The organism is Planotetraspora sp. A-T 1434 (genome assembly GCF_025420585.1).
Classification (GTDB): Bacteria; Actinomycetota; Actinomycetes; order Streptosporangiales; family Streptosporangiaceae; genus JAOEGB01.
Genome location: NZ_JAOEGB010000001.1, coordinates 25294 through 45757 on the forward strand (window position 1 = coordinate 25294; position 20464 = coordinate 45757).

The 20464-nt window shown below is 69.1% G+C and carries 21 protein-coding genes; 13 read left to right on the plus strand and 8 right to left on the minus strand.

Features of this window, described 5'->3' with window-relative positions:
- The first annotated feature begins 153 nt into the window (after positions 1 to 153).
- The 9 genes from N5079_RS00175 to truA all read left to right on the plus strand — a co-directional run bounded on the left by N5079_RS00175 (position 154) and on the right by truA (position 6246).
- Positions 154 to 558, plus strand: coding sequence for a winged helix-turn-helix transcriptional regulator (locus tag N5079_RS00175; protein ID WP_067253666.1), 405 nt, complete (start codon positions 154 to 156; stop codon positions 556 to 558).
- 716 nt (positions 559 to 1274) lie between these two features.
- Complete coding sequence (infA, locus tag N5079_RS00180) at positions 1275 to 1496, plus strand: translation initiation factor IF-1 (protein WP_012887858.1); 222 nt, start codon at positions 1275 to 1277, stop codon at positions 1494 to 1496.
- Between the two features lie 46 nt (positions 1497 to 1542).
- The gene (rpmJ, locus tag N5079_RS00185) at positions 1543 to 1656 is read left to right on the plus strand and encodes a 50S ribosomal protein L36 (RefSeq protein ID WP_003956441.1); all 114 of its coding nucleotides are present in this window, start codon (positions 1543 to 1545) and stop codon (positions 1654 to 1656) included.
- A gap of 273 nt (positions 1657 to 1929) precedes the next feature.
- Complete coding sequence (gene rpsM / locus N5079_RS00190) at positions 1930 to 2310, plus strand: 30S ribosomal protein S13 (protein ID WP_261581162.1); 381 nt, start codon at positions 1930 to 1932, stop codon at positions 2308 to 2310.
- A gap of 35 nt (positions 2311 to 2345) precedes the next feature.
- A complete protein-coding gene (gene rpsK, locus N5079_RS00195) occupies positions 2346 to 2750 on the plus strand; it encodes a 30S ribosomal protein S11 (protein ID WP_020542285.1) in 405 nt (134 codons plus the stop codon).
- 19 nt (positions 2751 to 2769) lie between these two features.
- Entirely contained in the window at positions 2770 to 3396 is a 627-nt protein-coding gene (gene rpsD, locus N5079_RS00200; RefSeq protein ID WP_261581163.1) for a 30S ribosomal protein S4, read from the plus strand.
- 162 nt (positions 3397 to 3558) lie between these two features.
- Complete coding sequence (locus N5079_RS00205) at positions 3559 to 4575, plus strand: DNA-directed RNA polymerase subunit alpha (RefSeq protein WP_261581164.1); 1017 nt, start codon at positions 3559 to 3561, stop codon at positions 4573 to 4575.
- Between the two features lie 86 nt (positions 4576 to 4661).
- Complete coding sequence (rplQ, locus tag N5079_RS00210; RefSeq protein WP_261581165.1) at positions 4662 to 5201, plus strand: 50S ribosomal protein L17; 540 nt, start codon at positions 4662 to 4664, stop codon at positions 5199 to 5201.
- A 127-nt stretch (positions 5202 to 5328) separates the two neighbouring features.
- Complete coding sequence (gene truA / locus N5079_RS00215) at positions 5329 to 6246, plus strand: tRNA pseudouridine(38-40) synthase TruA (RefSeq protein WP_261581166.1); 918 nt, start codon at positions 5329 to 5331, stop codon at positions 6244 to 6246.
- Here the strand turns inward: truA and N5079_RS00220 are convergent.
- From N5079_RS00220 to N5079_RS00230, 3 genes are all read right to left on the minus strand, one after another.
- Positions 6236 to 7216: a hypothetical protein gene (locus N5079_RS00220; protein ID WP_261581167.1), complete on the minus strand. Its 981-nt coding sequence runs from the start codon at positions 7214 to 7216 to the stop codon at positions 6236 to 6238. The genes truA and N5079_RS00220 overlap by 11 nt on opposite strands.
- Before the next feature lie 3281 nt (positions 7217 to 10497).
- The gene (locus N5079_RS00225) at positions 10498 to 11601 is read right to left on the minus strand and encodes a hypothetical protein (protein ID WP_261581168.1); all 1104 of its coding nucleotides are present in this window, start codon (positions 11599 to 11601) and stop codon (positions 10498 to 10500) included.
- A 41-nt stretch (positions 11602 to 11642) separates the two neighbouring features.
- Positions 11643 to 12359 carry a CAP domain-containing protein gene (locus tag N5079_RS00230; protein ID WP_261581169.1) on the minus strand — a complete coding sequence of 239 codons (717 nt, stop codon included), beginning with the start codon at positions 12357 to 12359 and terminating at the stop codon, positions 11643 to 11645.
- A gap of 417 nt (positions 12360 to 12776) precedes the next feature.
- Here N5079_RS00230 and rplM point away from each other — a divergent pair, with 417 nt between their 5' ends.
- From rplM to N5079_RS00250, 4 genes are all read left to right on the plus strand, one after another.
- Complete coding sequence (gene rplM, locus N5079_RS00235; RefSeq protein ID WP_261581170.1) at positions 12777 to 13220, plus strand: 50S ribosomal protein L13; 444 nt, start codon at positions 12777 to 12779, stop codon at positions 13218 to 13220.
- 29 nt (positions 13221 to 13249) lie between these two features.
- Positions 13250 to 13771 carry a 30S ribosomal protein S9 gene (gene rpsI, locus N5079_RS00240; protein WP_261581171.1) on the plus strand — a complete coding sequence of 174 codons (522 nt, stop codon included), beginning with the start codon at positions 13250 to 13252 and terminating at the stop codon, positions 13769 to 13771.
- Position 13772: 1 nt separating this feature from the next.
- On the plus strand, positions 13773 to 15128 hold the full coding sequence (gene glmM / locus N5079_RS00245; protein ID WP_261581172.1) for a phosphoglucosamine mutase: 1356 nt from the start codon (positions 13773 to 13775) through the stop codon (positions 15126 to 15128).
- Positions 15129 to 15271: 143 nt separating this feature from the next.
- Positions 15272 to 16219: a hypothetical protein gene (locus N5079_RS00250; protein WP_261581173.1), complete on the plus strand. Its 948-nt coding sequence runs from the start codon at positions 15272 to 15274 to the stop codon at positions 16217 to 16219.
- A 186-nt stretch (positions 16220 to 16405) separates the two neighbouring features.
- Here the strand turns inward: N5079_RS00250 and N5079_RS00255 are convergent, their stop codons facing one another.
- From N5079_RS00255 to N5079_RS00275, 5 genes are all read right to left on the minus strand, one after another.
- Positions 16406 to 16765 carry an ester cyclase gene (locus tag N5079_RS00255; RefSeq protein ID WP_261581174.1) on the minus strand — a complete coding sequence of 120 codons (360 nt, stop codon included), beginning with the start codon at positions 16763 to 16765 and terminating at the stop codon, positions 16406 to 16408.
- 22 nt (positions 16766 to 16787) lie between these two features.
- Positions 16788 to 17504: an ABC transporter permease gene (locus N5079_RS00260; protein WP_261581175.1), complete on the minus strand. Its 717-nt coding sequence runs from the start codon at positions 17502 to 17504 to the stop codon at positions 16788 to 16790.
- Positions 17505 to 17664: 160 nt separating this feature from the next.
- Positions 17665 to 18609: an ABC transporter ATP-binding protein gene (locus tag N5079_RS00265; protein WP_261581176.1), complete on the minus strand. Its 945-nt coding sequence runs from the start codon at positions 18607 to 18609 to the stop codon at positions 17665 to 17667.
- Between the two features lie 2 nt (positions 18610 to 18611).
- Positions 18612 to 19481, minus strand: coding sequence for an ABC transporter permease (locus N5079_RS00270; protein ID WP_261581177.1), 870 nt, complete (start codon positions 19479 to 19481; stop codon positions 18612 to 18614).
- Positions 19478 to 20392 carry an ABC transporter ATP-binding protein gene (locus tag N5079_RS00275; protein WP_261581178.1) on the minus strand — a complete coding sequence of 305 codons (915 nt, stop codon included), beginning with the start codon at positions 20390 to 20392 and terminating at the stop codon, positions 19478 to 19480. The genes N5079_RS00270 and N5079_RS00275 overlap by 4 nt, the downstream gene beginning before the upstream one ends.
- Positions 20393 to 20464 lie beyond the last annotated feature (72 nt).

Below are 20464 nucleotides of genomic sequence, written 5' to 3' on the forward strand. Positions count from 1 at the left end.
GATGGTCATTCCTTCCTTCCGCGCGTGCCCCGCACGCCTGCCGCGGTCCGTCCGCCGCGGGATGGAACACAGAATGACCTGGACACTCTTTGTTGGGGAGTAGCCACTTCTTGGTAGGGTACTTACCGCAGCGAAAGCATTGAGGTGAGCCGTATGGCTGCTGTCGAGAATGTGACCGGGCCCATGCCGTCATTCGATCCGTACGAGCGCGGCTGCCCGTCGCGGGACCTGCTCGACCAGATCGGCAGCAAGTGGGCGGTCCTCGTGCTGGGCGAACTCGGCCGGAACGGGACCTCCCGGTTCGGTCATCTCCGGCAGGCGCTGGCGGGCGTGAGCGAGAAGATGCTCACCCAGACGCTGCGCACCCTCGAACGCGACGGGCTGGTCAGCCGGACCGTCTACCCAGAGGTGCCGCCGCACGTGGAGTATGAGCTGACCGCGCTCGGCCAGACGCTACGGGAACCGCTGAAGGCGCTCACGGAGTGGTCCGTGCTGCACATCGAAGAAGTCATCACCGCCCGCGAAGAGTACGACGACCGCACTGAGCGCACCAGGTAATCAGCGGCGGCCAGCGGTCTGGTCATAGACGGCCGCCTCGCCGAGACCGGCCCGACAATCAGACCCACCTAAGCCACCCGGCGACATCACGAGTTCAACCTCAAGTAGGTCGTGTCTGACAAATCATGCCCTGCCGCGCGCGGCCCAGATGGCGCCTCGCGGCGTTGTCGCCCCACCCACGAAAATTTCTCGCAAGCTCGTAATTTCCGCGGGGCCCGGGTTCGTCGGCCGGAGGCTCCGCTCCGGCCTCCTCCTCCGCCTTGCGATGCATCCATCTGGATCCACGCTCGCAACGGGCAGCATTTGTCAGAAACTCCCTAGACGCACTCTTTGCCGATGGGTCGCCATTGGCCGGTTTTCCGCGGGGTAAGTGATCTTTATCGCCCGTACGGCCCAGCTCGCTGGAGCGAACGTGGCGATGATCGAACCCGCGCCCATCCATCCGGCATATCGGCGGTGCCGGAGGGATGGGCGCGGTGCCGTTCCCCGGGGGCGAGCCGCGCCCGGAATCTGGGGTACCCTTTGATCTGGTTGTGTCGGTACACCATGCCTCCGTTTCGCATTTGGAGGCAGGTTGTCGTACACTACTTTGTCGGTTCACTATGACCTTTTGCGCATAGGCGGTCTGGCTGGCCGCCGCTCTCTGGAAGCGTGCGAAGGTCGCGGCTGCTTAGTGTTCCGAACCTCAGACGACCGATCAGCGAAACGCGAGGGCCATGGCCAAGAAAGACGGCGCCATCGAGATTGAGGGCACTGTGGTTGAGTCGCTCCCGAACGCGATGTTCCGGGTGCAGCTCGACAACGGCCATAAGGTCCTTGCCCACATCAGTGGGCGAATGCGGATGCACTACATCCGAATCCTTCCCGACGACCGGGTGGTCGTCGAGCTGAGCCCCTACGACCTGAGTCGTGGGCGGATCGTCTATCGGTACAAGTAGGTCCCTCCTCGTAGAGGTCGGGCCATACGCGGAACGAATAAGGACTATGAAGGTCAAGCCGAGCGTCAAGAAGATCTGCGACAAGTGCAAGGTGATCCGCCGGCACGGTCGTGTCATGGTGATCTGCGACAACCTGCGCCACAAGCAGCGCCAGGGCTAGTCGCCGCAAGGCCCCGCAGAGTCCGCTCCAGTAGCGGACTCGACGCATGTGGGGCCGTCGGTCCGGGCCGTCGCGCGCTTCGCCGCGAGACGGGCCGAGCCGGAGAAAAGTAATCGCGCGTCACACCCGTGAAGGCGGCTTTCCACGCGGAAATTTCCACGCGGAGCCGTACCACGCGGGAGACCCCCGGTCGGAGGCCGGGGCCCTCACCCCGGGCATGGGGAGGGGAAGTGAGGCGCAGGACCTCCGCCACAACGAAGGAGAATGCCCACCATGGCTCGCCTGGTTGGCGTCGACCTCCCCCGCGACAAGCGGTTGGAGATCGCTCTCACCTACATTTTCGGAATCGGCCGTACCCGCGCTCAGGAGATCCTGGCCGCGACGGGTGTCAGCCCCGACCTGCGCGTCCACCAGCTCACCGACACCGAGCTCGTGCCGATGCGTGACTTCATCGAGGCGAACTACAAGATCGAGGGTGACCTCCGTCGCGAAGTTCAGGCCGACATCCGCCGCAAGATCGAGATCGGCTGTTACCAGGGCATCCGGCACCGCAAGGGCCTGCCTGTCCACGGTCAGCGGACGCAGACGAACGCGCGCACCCGCAAGGGCAAGAAGAAGACCGTGGCCGGCAAGAAGAAGCCGGGCAAGAAGTAGTCCTTAGCAGCCACATTCCAGGAGATAGCGCTTAAATGCCGCCGAAGAGCCGCCAGGGCGCACCGAAGAAGGTGCGCCGCAAGGAAAAGAAGAACGTCGCTCACGGGCACGCCCACATCAAGAGCACGTTCAACAACACGATCGTCTCGATCACCGACCCGAACGGGAACGTGATCTCCTGGGCCAGCGCCGGCCACGTCGGGTTCAAGGGCTCCCGTAAGTCCACCCCGTTCGCCGCGCAGATGGCCGCCGAGAACGCCGCGCGCCGGGCCATGGAGCACGGCATGCGGAAGGTCGACGTCTTCGTCAAGGGCCCCGGCTCCGGCCGTGAGACCGCGATCCGTTCGCTTCAGGCGACCGGCCTCGAGGTCGGGTCCATCCAGGACGTCACCCCGGTTCCGCACAACGGCTGCCGTCCGCCCAAGCGCCGCCGCGTCTGAGTCCAGGAGATAGAGAGAAATGGCTCGTTACACGGGTGCGGACTGCAAGCTCTGCCGCCGGGAGAAGACCAAGCTCTTCCTCAAGGGCAAGAAGTGCGAGTCCGCGAAGTGCCCCATCGAGATCCGTCCTTACCCGCCGGGTGAGCACGGCCGCGGCCGTCCCAAGGAGTCTGAGTACCAGCTCCAGCTTCGTGAGAAGCAGAAGACCCGCCGCATCTACGGCGTCCTCGAGAAGCAGTTCCGCAACTACTACGAGGAAGCCAACCGCAAGACCGGCAAGACCGGCGAGAACCTCCTCCAGATCCTGGAGAGCCGTCTCGACAACGTGGTCTACCGCGCCGGGTTCGCCGAGTCGCGCGACGCGGCCCGCCAGCAGGTCCGTCACGGACACATCCTGGTGAACGGCAAGAAGGTCGACATCCCGTCGTACCGCGTGCGCGAGCACGACATCATCGAGGTCCGCGAGAAGTCGCGCAACCTGCTTCCGTACGAGGTGGCCCGCGCCACCGCCGGCGACAAGACCGTCCCGGCGTGGCTGGGCGTCGTGCCGGACAGCATGCGCATCCTCGTGCACCAGCTCCCGGTCCGCCAGCAGATCGACACGCTGGTCCAGGAGCAGCTCATCGTCGAGCTCTACTCCAAGTAGTAGGGCCTCGCGACCATGCGATGACGCCGTACGGCCCGCTTCGTGCGAGCCGTACGGCATCATGGTTGTAAGCGAGTGGCGTCAAATAGCGGGCGCCGCCGTAGTGAAGGGACCGCCGCGCGGGGAGCGACGCGCCGCACCGTCCCAGAAGGAGTTCATCACATGCTCATCGCACAGCGCCCGAGCCTCCAGGAGGAGTCGCTCGAGGAGCACCGGTCCAAGTTCATCATCGAGCCGCTGGAGCCGGGCTTCGGTTACACCATCGGCAACTCGGTGCGGCGCACGCTGCTGTCCTCCATCCCGGGGGCGGCCGTCACCAGCATCCGCATCGAGGGCGTGCTGCACGAGTTCTCGACCGTGCCCGGGGTCAAGGAAGACGTCACCGACATCATCCTGAACCTCAAGTCGCTGGTCGTCTCGTCCGAGCATGACGAGCCCGTGGTGATGTACCTGCGCAAGCAGGGTCCGGGCGAGGTCACCGCCGCCGACATCGCGCCTCCGGCCGGTGTCGAGGTGCACAACCCCGACCTCCACATCGCCACGCTCAACGGCAAGGCGAAGCTGGAGATGGAGCTGACCGTCGAGCGCGGTCGCGGCTACGTCTCCGCGGCGCAGAACAAGCAGCCGGGCCAGGAGATCGGCCGGATTCCGATCGACTCCATCTACTCCCCGGTGCTCAAGGTCACCTACAAGGTCGAGGCGACCCGTGTCGAGCAGCGCACGGACTTCGACCGTCTGATCCTCGACGTCGAGACCAAGCCGTCCATGAAGCCCCGCGACGCGGTGGCCTCGGCCGGCAAGACCCTCGTCGAGCTCTTCGGCCTGGCCCGCGAGCTCAACGTCGAGGCCGAGGGCATCGACATCGGCCCGTCGCCGACGGACGCGGCTCTGGCCGCCGACCTGGCGCTGCCGATCGAGGAGCTCAACCTCACGGTCCGCTCCTACAACTGCCTCAAGCGCGAGGGCATCCACACCGTGGGTGAGCTCGTCGCCCGCAGCGAGCAGGACCTGCTCGACATAAGGAACTTCGGCGCCAAGTCGATCGAAGAGGTCAAGCAGAAGCTGCACGAGATGGCTCTCGCCCTCAAGGACTCCCCGCCCGGATTCGACCCCACCGCGGTCGCCGGCGGAGGGTACGACGACGAGGACGGCGGCTTCATCGAGACCGAGCAGTACTGAGCAGCAATTAGATACGACCGGTTCGCCGGTCGGCCCGACCCCGGTACCTCGTACGGCCGGGGCGGGTTATCCATGAGGAGCATGAAATGCCCAAGCCCACCAAGGGCGCCCGCCTGGGCGGCAGCCCGGCGCACGAGCGGCTGATCCTGGCGAACCTCGCCACCCAGCTGTTCCAGCACGGCCGGATCCGGACCACGGAGGCCAAGGCCAAGCGGCTCCGGCCGCTCGCGGAGAGGCTGATCACCAAGGCGAAGCGGGGCGACATCCACAACCGTCGCCAGGTGCTGACCGTCGTCCGTGACAAGGGCGTCGTCCACCACCTCTTCACCGAGATCGCGCCGACGTTCGCCGAGCGTCCCGGTGGCTACACCCGGATCACCAAGGTGGGCCCCCGCAAGGGCGACAACGCCCCCATGGCGGTCATCGAGCTGGTGACCGAGCAGCTGAACCCGGTCCGCGTGTCCCGTACGGCTCCGGCCGCCCAGACCGCTCCGGCGGCCGAGACGGCTCCCGCTGTCGAGGAGACCCCGGCCGCCGAGGCCGAGGCCCCCGAGGCCCCCGAGGCTCCGGCGACCACCGAGGCCGAGGCTTCGGAGAGCACGGACGAGAAGAAGGACGAGGCCTGATCCAGGTCGTGTTCACCGGATCCGCCGTCTGACGAGATCCGCGAGACACTCCGCAGGGCTTTGCGAGCGGGCTCAGTCTCCCTTCGGGGGGGTCGCTGGGCCCGCTTTTCGTTTGTACGGCTCTCGCATGCCGTACGGGAGGGACGTCGTGGATCGACACGTTCGGCTGAGGCTCGACCTGGGCTATGAGGGGACCGACTTCTCCGGGTGGGCGCGGCAACCGGGCCGCCGGACGGTCCAGGGCGAGTTGGAGGACGCCCTCGGCCGCATCCTCCGGCTGGACGCGGCTCCCGCGCTGACCGTGGCCGGCCGTACCGACGCCGGGGTCCACGCTCGCGGACAGGTGGCCCACGTCGACCTCCCCGTCGGCTCACTGGCGGTTCTCGACCTCACGGCCGGCCGTGGGCAGCCCCCCGCCGACGTGGAGGCCGCCTGGAGGGAGAACGGCCCTCAGTGGCTCCCTGCGCTCACCAGACGGCTGGCGGGGATCCTGCCGCTGGATGTTCGGGTTCATGCCGTCTCCGTCGCCCCTGAGGGTTTTGACGCCCGGTTCTCCGCGCTCTCCCGGCGGTACGGCTACCGCGTCAGCGACGCTCCCGGGGGCGTGGATCCGCTGAGGCGGCGGGACGTCCTGTGGCACAACCGGCCGCTCGATGTGGATCTCCTCAACGAAGGCGGGGCGCGGCTCCTCGGCGAGCACGACTTCGCGGCGTTCTGCAAGAGACGTGAGGGCGCGACGACCATCCGGGAGCTCCAGCGGCTCGACTGGGTCAGGGGCGACGACGGGATCATCCTCGCCACCGTGATCGCCGACGCCTTCTGCCACTCCATGGTGCGGGCTCTCGTGGGCTCCCTCCTGGCGGTCGGGGAGGGTAGGCGCCAGGTCGAGTGGCCCGGCCAGGTGCTGGCGGCAGCCGTACGGGACTCCGGGGTGCATGTGGCCCCCGCGCACGGGCTGACCCTTGAGGAGGTGCGCTACCCGGCCGGGGAGGAGCTGGCCCGGCGTGCCGCCGCGACACGCCGGGTCCGTACGCTCAGCTCCTGACGCGCTTCTCGATCACCTGGGCGGTGTGGTCCCGGAACGCGCCGCTGACCGGCCCGAGGTCCTTGTCCTTGGCGTCCGGAGTGTGGCCGTCGGCGTAGGTCGCGTAGCTGAAGACGATGTAGCGCCCCCAGACCATCCCGGCCGCGTAGCCGCCGGAGATCGCCACCCGGTCCGCGCCGCTCGCGGCGTTGCCGTTCAGCCCGCGGAACCACAGGTTGCCGTTGAGGTCCTTCTTCTGGTCGACGGTGAGCGCGGCGTCCTTCGTCGGCAGTACGGCGATGCCGGTCGTGACCGCGTAATCACGCTTACCGTCCACGTAGGTCGCCCTCAGCACCCGGCGGCATTGCTGCTGCTTGAGCGCCTCGGCGAACACCCCGGCCGCCGCGTCGGCGCAGTTGTCCGTCATGTCGACCTTGACGCGCTTGAACGTCCGCCCGTCCAGGGTGACCCGCGAAGCGGGGAACGCCTCCGCCAGCGTCAGCTTGCGCGGGTCGGTGGCCTCGGAATCGAGGACCGCCGAGGCCATCGGGGTCGGCTGGGCCGCCGAGGTCGCGTCTGGGGCGTTGGTCGCCGAAGGCGTGCCGCTCAGCGCTGCGTTGCTCGGCTTGTCCGTGTACGCGTAGTAGGCCGCCGTGCCGATGGCGCCGACGACGACCACGGCGCAGGCGGCGAGCAGCACCTTCTTGGCCGTGCCTCTGGGGGCGTCCGGAGGGGCGCCCTGGGGCTGCAGCAGGACCGGCAGGTTCTCCTGTGAGCCGCCCCCGCCCTGTCCGGGCGTGAACGCCGTCGAAGGCGCCGCGCCGAATCCGGATGGCGAAGAGGCTTTCGACCTCGGCGGCGTCACCGGGGTGAAGGCGAAGGGCGTCGAGCCGGGTGTCGTCGTGCCCTGTGTCGCCGAGTCCTGGGCTCTCGCATCCTGGGGGGCCGAGGGCTGAGCTGTCGGGTTCTGCTGCGTCGAGATTCGGGGCATCGGTCCAGTCGTCGTCTGAGGCGATGGGATCGGGGCTGGTGACTCCGAGCCGGGAGGCTCCTCAAGGGCCGGCGCGGAGCCTGCCGGAGGGAAGGGAAAACCCGCCGCCGGTGTGACGGCCTGAGAGAACTCGTCCTGAGAGGCCTCACCTGGGGAGGTCCCACCCGGGAAGCTCTCACCCTGGACGGGGCCGGGCAGGCCTTCGGACAGCGAGTGCAGTGATCGTACGGCTCCCGCGTCTCCGGTCGAGGCCGCTCCGGTCGCTCCGGTCTCCGAGAGAACGTCTCCACTGACGATGGGCCGCACGTCGCTTCGCGCGTCAGGCCCCAAATCACCGACGCCCGCCGGGTCACCGACGGTCCCCGGAGCATTAAGGGGCGCCGCGGCTCCGGCGGGTCCTTCGATGACGCTCCGGTGGGCGCCGGGCTGCCTGGCCGCACCTCCTGGCACGGTGTCGGTGTCCTGCCCGGGCCCGTGCAGTGGCCCGTGCAGTGGCCCGTGCAGGACACCGTGCAGCGGCTCCTGCTGTGGCTCGAGCGGCGGCTCATGCAGGGGTCGGTACGCGAGTCCGTGTGCGTGCTCGGGCGCGATGTGGTGCGTGGGTTCGCTCTGGGGCTGCTCAGTTGCCGGGCCGTAGGAAGCCGACGTCGCCTCAGGTGTGGGGCCCGCTATCCCGCCTGGAGCCGGCGGTACGGCTTCCGCCTGGCCGGCCATCGTGCTCTGCGCCGCCTCGCCGTCGCCGCTCGCAAAGTGGGACGCGTCCTGCTCGGCGCTCTCCGCGATGACCGCTTCCCGTGCCCGTGCGTCCGGGTGATCGGTTGCTTCCTGCGCTGCCGCTTCGGGCGTCTCGCCGAAAAGCGGGAGTGCCCCGGCCGGGGCGCCGGCGGTCGATCCCGGGAGACCAGACGTCTGGCTCGGGAGCCCGGGGGTTTCGTCGGTTGGCGCTTCGGCAGAGGGGCCGGCGGCCGGGCCCGGCAGCCCCGGCGTCTCGCCTGGGAGTCCGGGCGTCTCGGCTGGAAACGCGGATGCACCGCTGGAGAGTTGGGCGGCCTGATCGGGCAGTGCGGATCCCTCACCAGAGAGGCTGGGAGTCTCACCGGGGAGCCTGGGCGGCCACACGGGAATGTCACCAGGCTCTCCGGCCCGGAACGGCCTATCCGACGCCGAAGCCGACGCCGACCCGGAAGCCGAAGCCGACGGCGATTCCGGCTCCGGACGACCACCAGGCCCCTCGTAGGTCGGCGTGGCGGACAGCTGTGCTGGCTCGGCATGCGGCGACTGCTCAACCGCGCTGGACGCACCCGCGCCGGGCACACCCGTACCGGCCACGTCCGTGCCACCGCTCACGCCGTCGGCGGACGCGCTGGTCTCGTCCGAACCAGGCACGGCGTCGTGGGCCGTTCCGGCGTTGTGGGCAGGCCCGTGTGTGCCGGTCGGATGGTAGGTGCCGGTCGTGTTCGCGTGGTGGGCCTGGTCTTCGGGTCCTGTCGGGTGGCCCGGGTGGCCTGCCTCGCCGTAGGTCGGGTGGTCGCCTCCCACGGCGTCATGGGAAGGCGTGGCGGCCTCCTGGGCGGGGAGGGTGCCATGCGACCACTCGGGCCGGCCGGGGGAGGCGTGCTCGCCCCGCCACGGTTGCGCCTCCGCTGAGGTGCCGGGGCCAGACCAGGCGTCCGCGGAGGTGTCGCGGCCGGGCCAGGAGGTAGGCGTCCCGGGGGTCGTCCCGTTGGCTGTGGCCTGACCAGGCCACGCCGGCGTGGTTGGGTCAACGTCGGTTTCCGGGACGGGAGCGGGCCAGACGGCCTGTCGTGCGGGCCAGGTGTTGTCGGCCGGCGGTGGCTCGTTGGACGGCTGACCTCCGGCCTCGGCACCATGCTGCTCGGAGCTCGCAGGGCTCGGCGGGTTCCACGGAGGCGGCCACCCGCCTCCTGATGTCCCTCCACCCACCTGAGGCCACGGAGGCTCACCGGGGTGCCGGGTCTCTCTGGTCGGCCAAGCGGCCGGTTCCCCGGTGGAGTGAGCCGTCGCGTCCGCCCAGCCGGGTGCGGCGAGCGGCTGAGGGGTGTGGTCCTGCCACGCGGGTTCGGCGGGTGGCTGGGGGGTGTGCCCTTGCCAGGTAGCGGCTTCGCCCGCGTCAGTCGTCGCGTCAGCCCAGCCGGGTACGGGGGGTGGCTGAGGGGTGTGCTGCCATGTGGGCCGGCCGGTGGCGTGAGGGCTCTCACCTGAGGGGTGGGCGCCTGCGGCGGGCCAGGTCGGTTCGCCGGTTCTGTGAGCCGCCGGGTCAGACCATGCCTGGCCGGCCGGATCTTCTACGGCTGGAGGCCAGGCCTGTGGCACTGGCGCGCTCGGCGGGACCGCACCGAACGCCGGTGGGGGTTGCCACGCCGGAGCCGCCGGAGCCGCCGGAACAACCGGGGCGTTGGCGGGAGGCCATTCCCGCGTTGGCTCGTTCGCCGGCTCGGCTGCCCCGGGCCACGCCGTACCCAAGGGTTGTGCCGACGACGTGGCGGCCTCAGATGAGCCGGAGGCGTCGTGGCGTCCGGTCTCCTGGGGGAGGCCGGTCTCTTGGGGAAATCTGGGGCCGCCGAAGAACGCGGGAGGCGGAGAGACCGCGTGGGCCTGCGACGACGGGGGGAGGCCGGACACCGTCCTGAACCGCTTCGTGTCCTCGGACTCGTCGTGGGCGGGCTCGGCAGCGGGCGGTGCGGAGAAGGAGCCGGCTGACGCCGGAAAGGCGTTCGCAGGCGTGGGTGATCCACCGGCATGGCCGGGATCCGCCTCGGACACAGGTAAGGCGTTGGGCCGCGCGTAGGCGGGGTCCGAAGCGTTCCCGTCCGGTCCAGGCGCGGAGGCGTCTGAGACGGCGTGCCCGGGATAGGCACTGGATGCGTAGAAGGCGTTGGACGGGCGGGAGTTGTCGGCCGGCGGGTGGACGGAGGAAGAGCCCTGTTGCCAGGGTTCCTCGTCGCCCTGTGCCAGCGGAACCGCGAACCAGCTGTAGGCCGAGGCCTCGTCATCGGGGCTCCACGCCCCGCCTTCGCCGACGGGCGGCTGGCCGAAGCTCGGCGGTGGCATAGCGGGTGCCGCCGAGCTGTCGGCGTCCGACTCGCGGCGAGTCCACGCCGTATCGTGTTCGTGCTCGGAACCGGAATCCTGGCCACGCATATCCGGAAGCGTATCGGCGCAGACGAGATCGCCGTGTCGCTATGGGCGTTTACGTATGGGGTCAAGGCGGTTGTTATCCGGGCGCATCGCCCTATACAACCTGTAAGAAATCGCCAGCCTCAGCCGCGGTTACCGGTCAGAGCCCGCGTGTCCAGGGCAGGAAAGACTGTCTTGTCGGTGATGTCCACGGCCGCTTGGTAGAGCCGCTTCAACTCGGGCTTGCTCGGCTTGTGGCCGTCCTTGAACTGGAACCACAGCAGGATCGCGTAGTGCCCCTGCGTCCAGCCGCCCGCGTACGCTTCACCCGTTCCGAGCCGCTTGGTGGCGTCGTCCTTGCCGGGCAGCGGCTTCAGGTAGTCCTTCCGCTCACCGCCGCCGCCCGCCGAGGCGACCTTCTTCGCGGCGGCGGAGGTCTTGAGGTTGGCGACGCCGACCGTGCCGATGATCGTGCCCTTGCTGTTCTTGAAGCTCGCACGGATCAGTTGCGTGCAGCGGCCCGCCCGCAGCGCCTTGGCGATCTTCTCACCGGTGATCCCGTCGGCGCACGACTTCTCCTTGCGCCACACCGTCATGACGTACGACTGTGCGCCCTCGCCGATCTTCTTCTTGCCGAACAGTTCCCTGGCCGACAGCGGCGCCTTGTCAGTGGCTCGGGAGCCCGCGTAGCCGTACTGGCCTCCGGGCCCGGAGGGGACGAGCGGCGAGGGCGTGGGAGCGGTCACCGTGCGGACGGGCTTGTCGCCACGGGCGGCCACCCACAGGCCGAGGAACAGCGCGCCGATCAACGCGAGGAGGGCGGCCCCCAGCACGAGCGGCCGACGCCACAGGGGGACGGGGGCGTCGGGGTCCCACATCGGCTCCGGGGGCGGTGGAACGGACGCCGCGGCCGATCGCCTGTCGTGCGCCGGCTCGTCCATGATCCCAGAGGAGCCGGGGCCGCTTCCCGGGCCGCCCGTCGGCTCATCCCGCCAGCGCCCTCCCGCGTAGGGCGGCGCCTCACGCCGTGGGGCTTCGGGGGTTCCGTATGGGGTGGAGTCGTCCCGCTCGTCGTACGGCTGGACCTGCTCTCGCTCGAACGGGGAGGCCTCGCGCCGGCGCCGGCCCGCGGAGCCGTACGGCGAGGCGTCGTCTGCGGCCTCGTACGGCGGAGCGTCCCGCCAGCGGGGCTGGTCGGAGGGGAGATGCGGCTGGCGATGTGGTTGCTGGTCGCCGGGATAACCCATGCGCCTGAGATTAGTCGGCTATCAGGACACATGAGGAAGGGTCAGGAATAACCGAAGTCCTCGGTCCACCACGGGCCACCCGTGCCCAAGTTGACTCCCACGCCGGTCGCGACCAGTTGGCAGTTGAGGATGTTGTTCCGGTGGCCGGGGCTGGCCATCCAGCCCTGCACGGCCTCCTCCGCGGTCTGGTAGCCCCGGGCGATGTTCTCCGCGCCGCCGTCCTTGTATCCCGCCGCGCCCATGCGGTCCCAGGGCGTGCCGCCGTTGGGGGAGGAATGCTCGAAATGGTTGGTCGTGGCCATCTCCGCAGAGTGGACCCGGGCGGACTGGACCAGGCGGAGATCCACCCGCAGGGCGGCGCAGCCCTTCTTGCGCCGCTCGGCGTTGACCAGCCGGACGACCTCGTTCTCCATGCCGGGGAAGCCCGTGACGTCGTTGCCGCCGCCCGAGTCCCCGGTGGTGGTCTCCGGAGTGAAGGAGTTCCACTGCGGTCCGTCACCGGCCGAGCCGTCGATCATCGTGGACGGCTTGCGCGTCGGCCTGGTGATCGAGCCGGCCGGAGTGCTCGCGGTGGGCGAGTGGGCGCGCATGACATGGTCCAGCGGCGGGCGGTACCTGCGGCTCCCGGCCGCGGCGTGGGTGGGCGTGGGCTCGGAGTTGCGCAGGTAGACCTCGTTGGAGCCGTCCCTCGCCATGGAGACGCGGCCGATGACGACGCCCAGCAGCAGGACGGCCACAACGCACGCGAACAGGCCCAAGTGAGTCCCGCGCCGGGACGTCCGTTGGGTATGCCGGGTGTGAGGGGTCTGCCACATACCGCAGCCAAATATAGGGATCTGAGGCATGGGGAAGAAGGGGCCAGCGGGAAAGTATTTCCTGAACGTTCAAATGAGACGTACGACCGCCTACGCGCCCCGCGGCGGCTTGCCGCCGGGCGTGCGCGCTGAATCGGCATCGAGGGTGTTCTCGGTCCGGTCACCGCGGGCGGCCCGGGTGCCGCGTTTTGACCTGTGGCCTCGCGCTCGGTAGTCTGCTAGTTCGTTGTGTGTGGATCGGTCTGACTGAGGACCGGTGCACGGCGCGTCCGGCGTCTTCTCCCATATACGTGGAGACGGAGGTTGTCGCCGTGCCTGCGCAACCTACCGAGAGTTCACATCCCGACAGAAGGCACTGCCGTGCGCACGTTCTCACCGAAGCCCAACGACGTCGAGCGTCAGTGGTACGTCATCGACGCCACCGACGTCGTGCTCGGCCGGCTGGCCAGCCACGTCGCCACCCTGCTCCGCGGCAAGCACAAGCCGATCTTCGCCCCGCATGTCGACACGGGTGACTTCGTCATCGTCATCAACGCCGACAAGGTCGCCCTGACCGGAAACAAGCTCGAGCAGAAGAAGGCGTACCGCCACTCGGGCTACCCCGGCGGTCTGCGCTCCGTGGCCTATGGCGAGCTCATGGAGAAGCGCCCGGACCGAGCCGTCGAGAAGGCGGTCAGGGGAATGCTGCCCAAGAACGCCCTTGGGCGGAAGATGGCGAAGAAGCTCAAGGTCTACTCCGGTGCCGAGCACCCGCACCAGGCTCAGCAGCCGGTGTCCTTCCAGATCACCCAGATCGCCCAGTAACGCCGAGCCAGGAAAGTAAGAGGAGAACCGTGGCCGAGCCCACCGGTATCGAGACGCTCGTCGAGGGCGAGCCGGACGACTTCTCCGCGGAGGAGTTCCCGTCCGAGTACACCACTGAGTCCGCGCCCGCCGGCGACGCCCCCGTGCGCAAGCCCGTCACCACGGGCAACTCGTACGGCACCGGCCGCCGGAAGGAGGCCGTCGCCCGTGTCCGCATCGTGCCGGGCACCGGCAAGTGGACGATCAACGGCCGTTCGCTGGACGTCTACTTCCCGAACAAGGTCCACCAGCAGATCGTCAACGAGCCCTTCGTGGTGCTCGGTGCCGAGGAGGCGTTCGACGTCATCGCCCGCATCGACGGCGGTGGCGTGACCGGCCAGGCCGGCGCCCTGCGCATGGGCCTGTCCCGCGCGCTCGCCGTGCTGGACGCCGAAGTCAACCGCCCGCCGCTGAAGAAGGCCGGCTTCCTCACCCGTGACGCCCGCGCCACGGAGCGGAAGAAGTACGGCCTCAAGAAGGCCCGTAAGGCTCCGCAGTACAGCAAGCGTTAAGTTGGGGCGCCTTTTCGGCACCGACGGGGTACGTGGGGTCGCTGGTCGCGACCTCACAGCCGAGCTGGCCATGGACCTGTCCGTGGCCGCGGCTCATGTCCTCGGCGATGCCGGGGCGTTCCACGCCAGCGTCGGGCGGCGCGGCCGCCCGATCGCCGTCGTAGGCCGGGACCCGCGGGCTTCAGGAGAGTTCCTGGAGGCCGCAGTGGTCGCCGGCCTCGCGTCGTCCGGCGTGGACGTGCTCCGGCTCGGCGTGCTGCCCACCCCGGCGGTCGCGTATCTGACATCCGCTCTGGGAGCCGACCTCGGTGTCATGCTCTCCGCGTCGCACAACCCCGCGCCCGACAACGGCGTGAAGTTCTTCACCCGTGGGGGCTACAAGCTTCCCGACGCGGTGGAGAACGAGATCGAGCAGCGGCTCGGGGAGAAGTGGGACCGCCCGGTCGGCTCCTCCGTGGGCCGGGTGCGGGACGCGTACGGCGAGGCCGACCGGTATGTCGCGCATCTGCTGACCACCCTGCCCCACCGCCTCGACGGGCTGCGGGTCGTCGTCGACTGCGCGCACGGCGCGGCGCACATGGTCGCTCCGGAGGCGCTCCTGCGGGCCGGTGCGGTCGTGGAGACCATCGGCGCGGCGCCCGACGGCCTCAACATCAACGACGGTGTGGGGTCGACCCACCTGGACGCCCTGAAGGAGGCCGTCGTCGAGCGTGGCGCCGATCTCGGGATTGCCTACGACGGCGACGCCGACCGCTGCCTCGCGGTGACGGGCGACGGCCAGGAGGTCGACGGCGACCAGATCATGGCCGTTCTCGCTCTGGCGATGCACGCCGACGGGCGGCTCGTGCGGGACACCGTCGTCGCCACCGTGATGTCGAACCTCGGCTTCAAGATCGCGCTCCGGAACGCCGGGCTCACCATGGTGGAGACCGCCGTGGGCGACCGGTACGTCCTTGAGGCGATGCAGGAGGGCGGGTTCAACTTCGGCGGCGAGCAGTCCGGCCACGTGATCATGCTGGATCACGCCACGACCGGCGACGGCCTGCTCACCTCGCTGCACGTGCTGGCCGAGGTAGTGAGGTCGGGACGTTCGCTGGCCGAGCTCGTGTCGGTGATGACCAAGCTGCCCCAGGTCCTCATCAACGTCCGCGACGTCGACAAGGCGAAGGCGTCCGCGCCCGAGCTGGTCGCGGCCGTCGCCAGGGCCGAGGCAGAGCTCGGAGACTCCGGCCGGGTGCTGATCCGGCCGAGCGGCACCGAGCCGATGATCCGCGTCATGGTCGAGGCCGAGGCCCCCGACACGGCCGCTTCTGTCGCGGGCCGCCTCGCCGAGGTCGTCCGCACAGCCTGCGCCTGAGAAACCCCGAGGAACCCCGCCGGAGAGCCTTCCGGCGGGGTTCCTTCTTGTGCTGTGGCCGGACGTCGGCGGCCTCTACGCCCCGCGGGGACGATCTGCAAACTCTAAGCAATCAACTCCTCGCTTAGAGTAATATTTTCGCCGTGCCTACTATCGATCATGAACTCCCGATCGACTTGATCCACAACCGGCCGATGACCGCCGTGGAGCTTCTGCGCCATGCCGTGGGCATCGAACCGCCGCCGTTCGCCACCGCCCAGGTGGAGGCGGTGGACTGCTCACAGCTCGCGCCGGTGGAGTTCCGCGCCGACTCGGTGGTGGTATTGCGAGACGAGGCCGGCAGCGCCCGCATGGCGCTGATCGTGGAGGTGCAGCAACGTCACGACGCGCGCAAGTCGTTCAGTTGGCCCGTGTACGCGACGGTGCTGCGGGCACGGCTGGGCTGTGCGACCGCGCTTCTGGTGATCTGCCCGGATCGGACGGTGGCCCGCTGGTGCGAGCGCGAGATCGCGCTGGGTCCCAGTGGGACCATTACCCCGCTGGCCGTGCATCCCGGCCTCATCCCGCTCGTGACCGACCATGAACAGGCGCGATCCTGTCCCGAGCTGGCAGTGCTGTCGGCCACCGCACATGCGGAGACGGCCGACGCCGGCCCGGTGATGGAAGCGATGCTGGCCGGGTTGGCCACTCTGGATCAGGGCCGGGCGAAGCTATATTTGAGCTACGTGATGGCGGTGCTACCCAACGTGGCGCGCAAGCATCTGGAGGCGATGATGACCACGACCCGTGACTACGAGGAGATCGCGGGCCGGTACCTGTCCCACTGGGTGGACAAGGGCCGCGCAGAGGGCGAGGCCAAGGGCCGTGCAGAGGGCGAGGCCAAGGGCCGCGAGATAGGTCGCGCAGAAGGGGAGGCGAAAGGCGAGGCGCAAGGCGAGGCCAGGTCGATCCTGATGGTGCTGGAGAGCCGTGGCCTGGAGATCTCTCCCGACACCCGCGATCGCATTGAGCAGTGCAACGAACTGGCGTTGCTGGACACCTGGATCCGTCGCGCGGCCGTTGTCGGCTCCGCGGACGAAATCTTCGCCTGATCTCCCAGGTTCGCCAGGCTCGATGGCTTTCGTTGCCGCGAGCCACCTCGCCGAGGTCGTCCGCACAGCCTGCGCCAAAGGTACGTACGGCTTACGTCCTCGGGCATAAGCCGTTCCCTTTCAGTTTCCAGGCCTCAAACCGGCCAGCGGACGCTGCCGGAGTGCCGTCAATGAGTCGGGGTTCGGCTACTTGCTCGTGTCGCGGTAGGTCCACATCTCCCTCATCCGGCTGTCTTCCAGACGGATCAGCCATACGAGTCGGCTGGCCTGCGACTGGTCCAGAGGGTGGCGACCGGCCCTGCCGACGACGGCGATCAGGTCACCATCGCCGAGAACGGCGTCGATCTGGAACCTGAGGTCGGGTTGCGCCGCTCGGATCCGTTCGACGGCGTGCTGGACGCTTTGCGGGCCAGTCATCTCGGGGTGGGCGTGGTCGATCCAATCGGGACTGAGGATCTCAACGGCGATCGACGAGTCGCCGGTGTTCCACATCTCGAAGTAGCGCGCCAAGAGGTGCTGGGGCGACTCCGCGACGTCGCTGGTCACAAGGGTGTCCTGCCTACTCTGCTTAATCGTCGCCGGTGATTGAGAGGGACCGGAGCCGGGTGCCCGCCCACAGCAGGGCTCCGAGCGTCACGATGATCATCGCCGGTACGGCGAAGCCGAGGCTGACGTCGGTCTTGAAGAAGGGCGACGAGGAGACCTGGTCGGCGATCGACTGGGCCCACTGCTGGATGGAGAACTTCCTGGCGCCGGGCACGTAGCCGCCCACCAGGCCCTCCCAGACCAGCGCGTAGATGACACCCACCGTCACGGCATGACGGGTGATCACGCCCAGCAGCAGGAACACCGCCGCGTAGGCCACGCCGCCGAACAGCGCTCCCAGTGTGAAGCCGTACGCCACGCCCGACTCGTCGCGGATCAGCAGGTAGGCGGCGATGAACGTGGGCACCGCCGCGAACACCGCCACCAGCGACGCGGCGACGATGAATTTCGTCACGGCGATCACCGGGCGGGAGATCGGCTTGGCCAGCAGATGGATGATCGTGCCGTCCTCGATCTCCGGCGCGATCACGCCGGTCCCCGCGATGAGGCCGAGCAGCGGCAGCATCGTGCCGATCGCGAACGTCTTCATCAGCAGGACGGCCGTGTGCTCGTCGGAGCCGCCGATCAGCCTGAGCAGCGCGGCGATGGCGACGAGTGCCACGGGAAGCAGCACAAGCAGCCAGATCCTCTTCCGCCCGAGCATCGCCCGATAGGTGATGTCGGCCACGACTGTGTTCATTCGTCTCGCTCCGCTCGACTGCTCTCCGGCACCCGTGAATATCTGTCGTGCATGATCACGAATAGCGTCATTGCTGCTCAGGCCGTATGGGCGGGAGTTTACGCATGATCACCACGGCGGGGGCCTGGGCATATGGGAAGGTGTGCATGATCACGCCGGGTTAGGGGTGGGGGGAGATCAGGTAGGAGAACACGCTTTCCAGGTCCTCGTCGATTGGGGAGACCTGCCAGAGGTGGACGCCTATGTCGCGGGCGACCCTCGGCAGCAGCCAGGTGAAGCGGCGGAAGTCGACGGCCTGCACCTCCAGCCCCTGCTCGGTGAGGGAGACGGCGCTGGAGGAGGCGTCGGCGACCAGCGCGGCGGCAAGCCGGCGGTCGTCGCTGGACCTCACCCGGTAGAGGTGCGGCCGGTCGGTCATCCGCCGCCGGATCTCGCGGTAGTCGCCCGACGCGGCGTGCCGGCCCGCGACCAGGACCTCGATCTGCTGGGCGACCCGTTCCACCTCTTCGAGGATGTGCGAGCTGAACAGGATGGTCCGGCCCTCCTCGCCCATGCGGCGGACCAGCTCCATGAGGTGGAGCCGCTGGCGGGGGTCCATGCCGTTGAACGGCTCGTCGAGCAGCAGCACCCGGGGGTCGTGGACCAGGGCGGCGGCCACTTTGACGCGCTGGCGCATGCCCTTGGAGTAGGTCTCGATCCGGCGGTCCTTGGCGCCCGACATCTCCACCAGGTCGAGGGCCCGGGCGGCGGCTTCGGCGGGCGACGGCAGCCGGTGCAGCCGGGCGGCGGACAGCACGAACTGCCAGCCCGTGAGGAAGCCGTAGACGCCCTCCTTCTCGGGCACCAGCCCGATGAGCCGGTAGATCTGGTGGTTGCGCCAGATGGCCTGCCCGTTCAGCGTGGCGGTGCCGCTCGACGGCGCGAGGAAGCCCGCCATCATGTGCAGCAGTGTGGACTTGCCCGCGCCGTTGGGGCCGAGCAGGCCGGTCACCCCGGGCCCGATCGTCATCGTGACGTCGTTGACCGCCACGACGTTGCCATACCAGCGGGACACCTGGGCGAGATGGACGACGCCCTGTCCGGTGGTCACCGGAGAAGTGGTCATGGTCACGAGGAGGCCGCCTTCCGGTAGCGCAGGAGGATGCCCGCCACCGCAACGGCGATCACGACCGGCACGATCAGGCACGCCCAAAGGCCGGGCGGGTATCCCTCCCCGTTGGACGGGTCCGTGCCGAACAGCGCCACCTGCACCGCGTCGACGAGGAAGAACGGGTTGATCAGCATCGCCCACTTGGCGGCGGTCTCCCGGCCGATCGACAGGAGCACGCCGAAGAAGACGGCCGACACCGCCGAGGTGAACAGGTAGAACGCGATGACGGACGCCACGCCGAGCCCGCGCCGCGGGGTGAGGGACGCGAGCGCGATGCCGATCGCGGCGAGCAGCACCGCGTAGACCACGGCGCCGCCCATGGCGGCCAGATACTGCGAGGTGTGAGGGGGGCCGGGCCGGTCCACCAGCAGCTCGCCGGCGAACAGCAGCGTGAGCGGCACGGCGATCAGCAGGAACATCGCCACCGCGAGCGCGGCCAGCTTCGCACCGATGTAGTCGACCACCGTCACCGGGCGGGAGAAGTACAGCGGCAGCACGCGGAACCGTAGGTCAGGCGCGACGAGGTAGGGCGACTGGGCGGCCAGGAAGATCGCCAGCACGGCCTGCATGGTCACCGCGTACGCCGGGTACGGCAGGCCGTCCTGCTTGAGGAGGGCCATGACCGCGATCGACACCACGGCGGGCAGCAGCATGATCGTCGCCAGCAGGAACGGCATGATCTTGGCCCGTGCCGTACGGCCGAGCCCGAAGACGCCGCGCAGGCTGTTGACGGCGAGCGCGAGCGCGGCGCTGCCGCGGCCCAGTCTCGCGCCCTCGTAATGGCGGTATCCGATGTCGTGGATGACCGCTGTCGGTTCGGACGTCATGCGACCGGCTCCTTGAACACGTCCTCGATGTGGCCGCGGCGCTGTTCCAGCCGCACGAGGTTGAGGCCCAGATCGCACACGGCGTCGCGCACGGCGTCGTAGGTGCGGCCGGGGTCGGCGTCGGCGGGCACCTGAACGGTGAGGAGGCGGCCCTGTACGGCTACCGCTTCGCCGAGCCCGCCAAGACGCTCCACCAGGGGCTCCAGACCGTCTTCCACCTCGACGGCGATCGCCTGGCTGGCCTGAGTGAAGTCGCCGATGGCCGACGACCGCAGCAGCCGCCCGGCGTCGATCACGATGACGTGGTCGCAGACCCGCTCGAGCTCGCCCAAGAGGTGAGAGGTGACGAGCACGCTGATGCCGAACTCGGTGCCGATGCGCCTGATCAGCGCGAGCATCTCGTCTCGGCCCTGTGGGTCGAGGCCGTTGGTCGGCTCGTCGAGGAAGACCAGCCGGGGGTCGTGGACGAGGGCCTGGGCGAGCTTGACCCGCTGCCGCATGCCCGTCGAGTAGCCCCCGATGGGGCGGTAGCGCTCCTCGTGCAGCCCGACGTGGCGCAGCGTGTCGGCGGCGCGCTCGCGGGCGGCGGTGCGCGGCAGGCCGGACATCTGGGCCATGTGTACGACGAACTCGGTGGCCGACACATCGGGCGGCAGGCAGTCGTGCTCGGGCATGTAGCCGACCAGGCGCCGGATCTCCAGGCCGTGGGTGGCCGCGTCGAGGTCGAGCACCCGGGCGCGCCCCGAGGTCGGGGGCAGCAGGCCCAGCAGGATCTTGATGAGGGTGGACTTGCCCGCGCCGTTGGCGCCGACGAGGCCGGTCACCCCGGTCCCGGCCATGACCGTCAGCTCGTCGAGCGCCGTGACCCGGGGGAACCGCTTGGTGAGACCCTCTGTAGCGAGGATTGCCATGATCGTGACAGTACCGCTTGAAGCCGCCGCCGGGCCTCCATCACAAGGATGAGTTGCCAATCACGCCGGGGT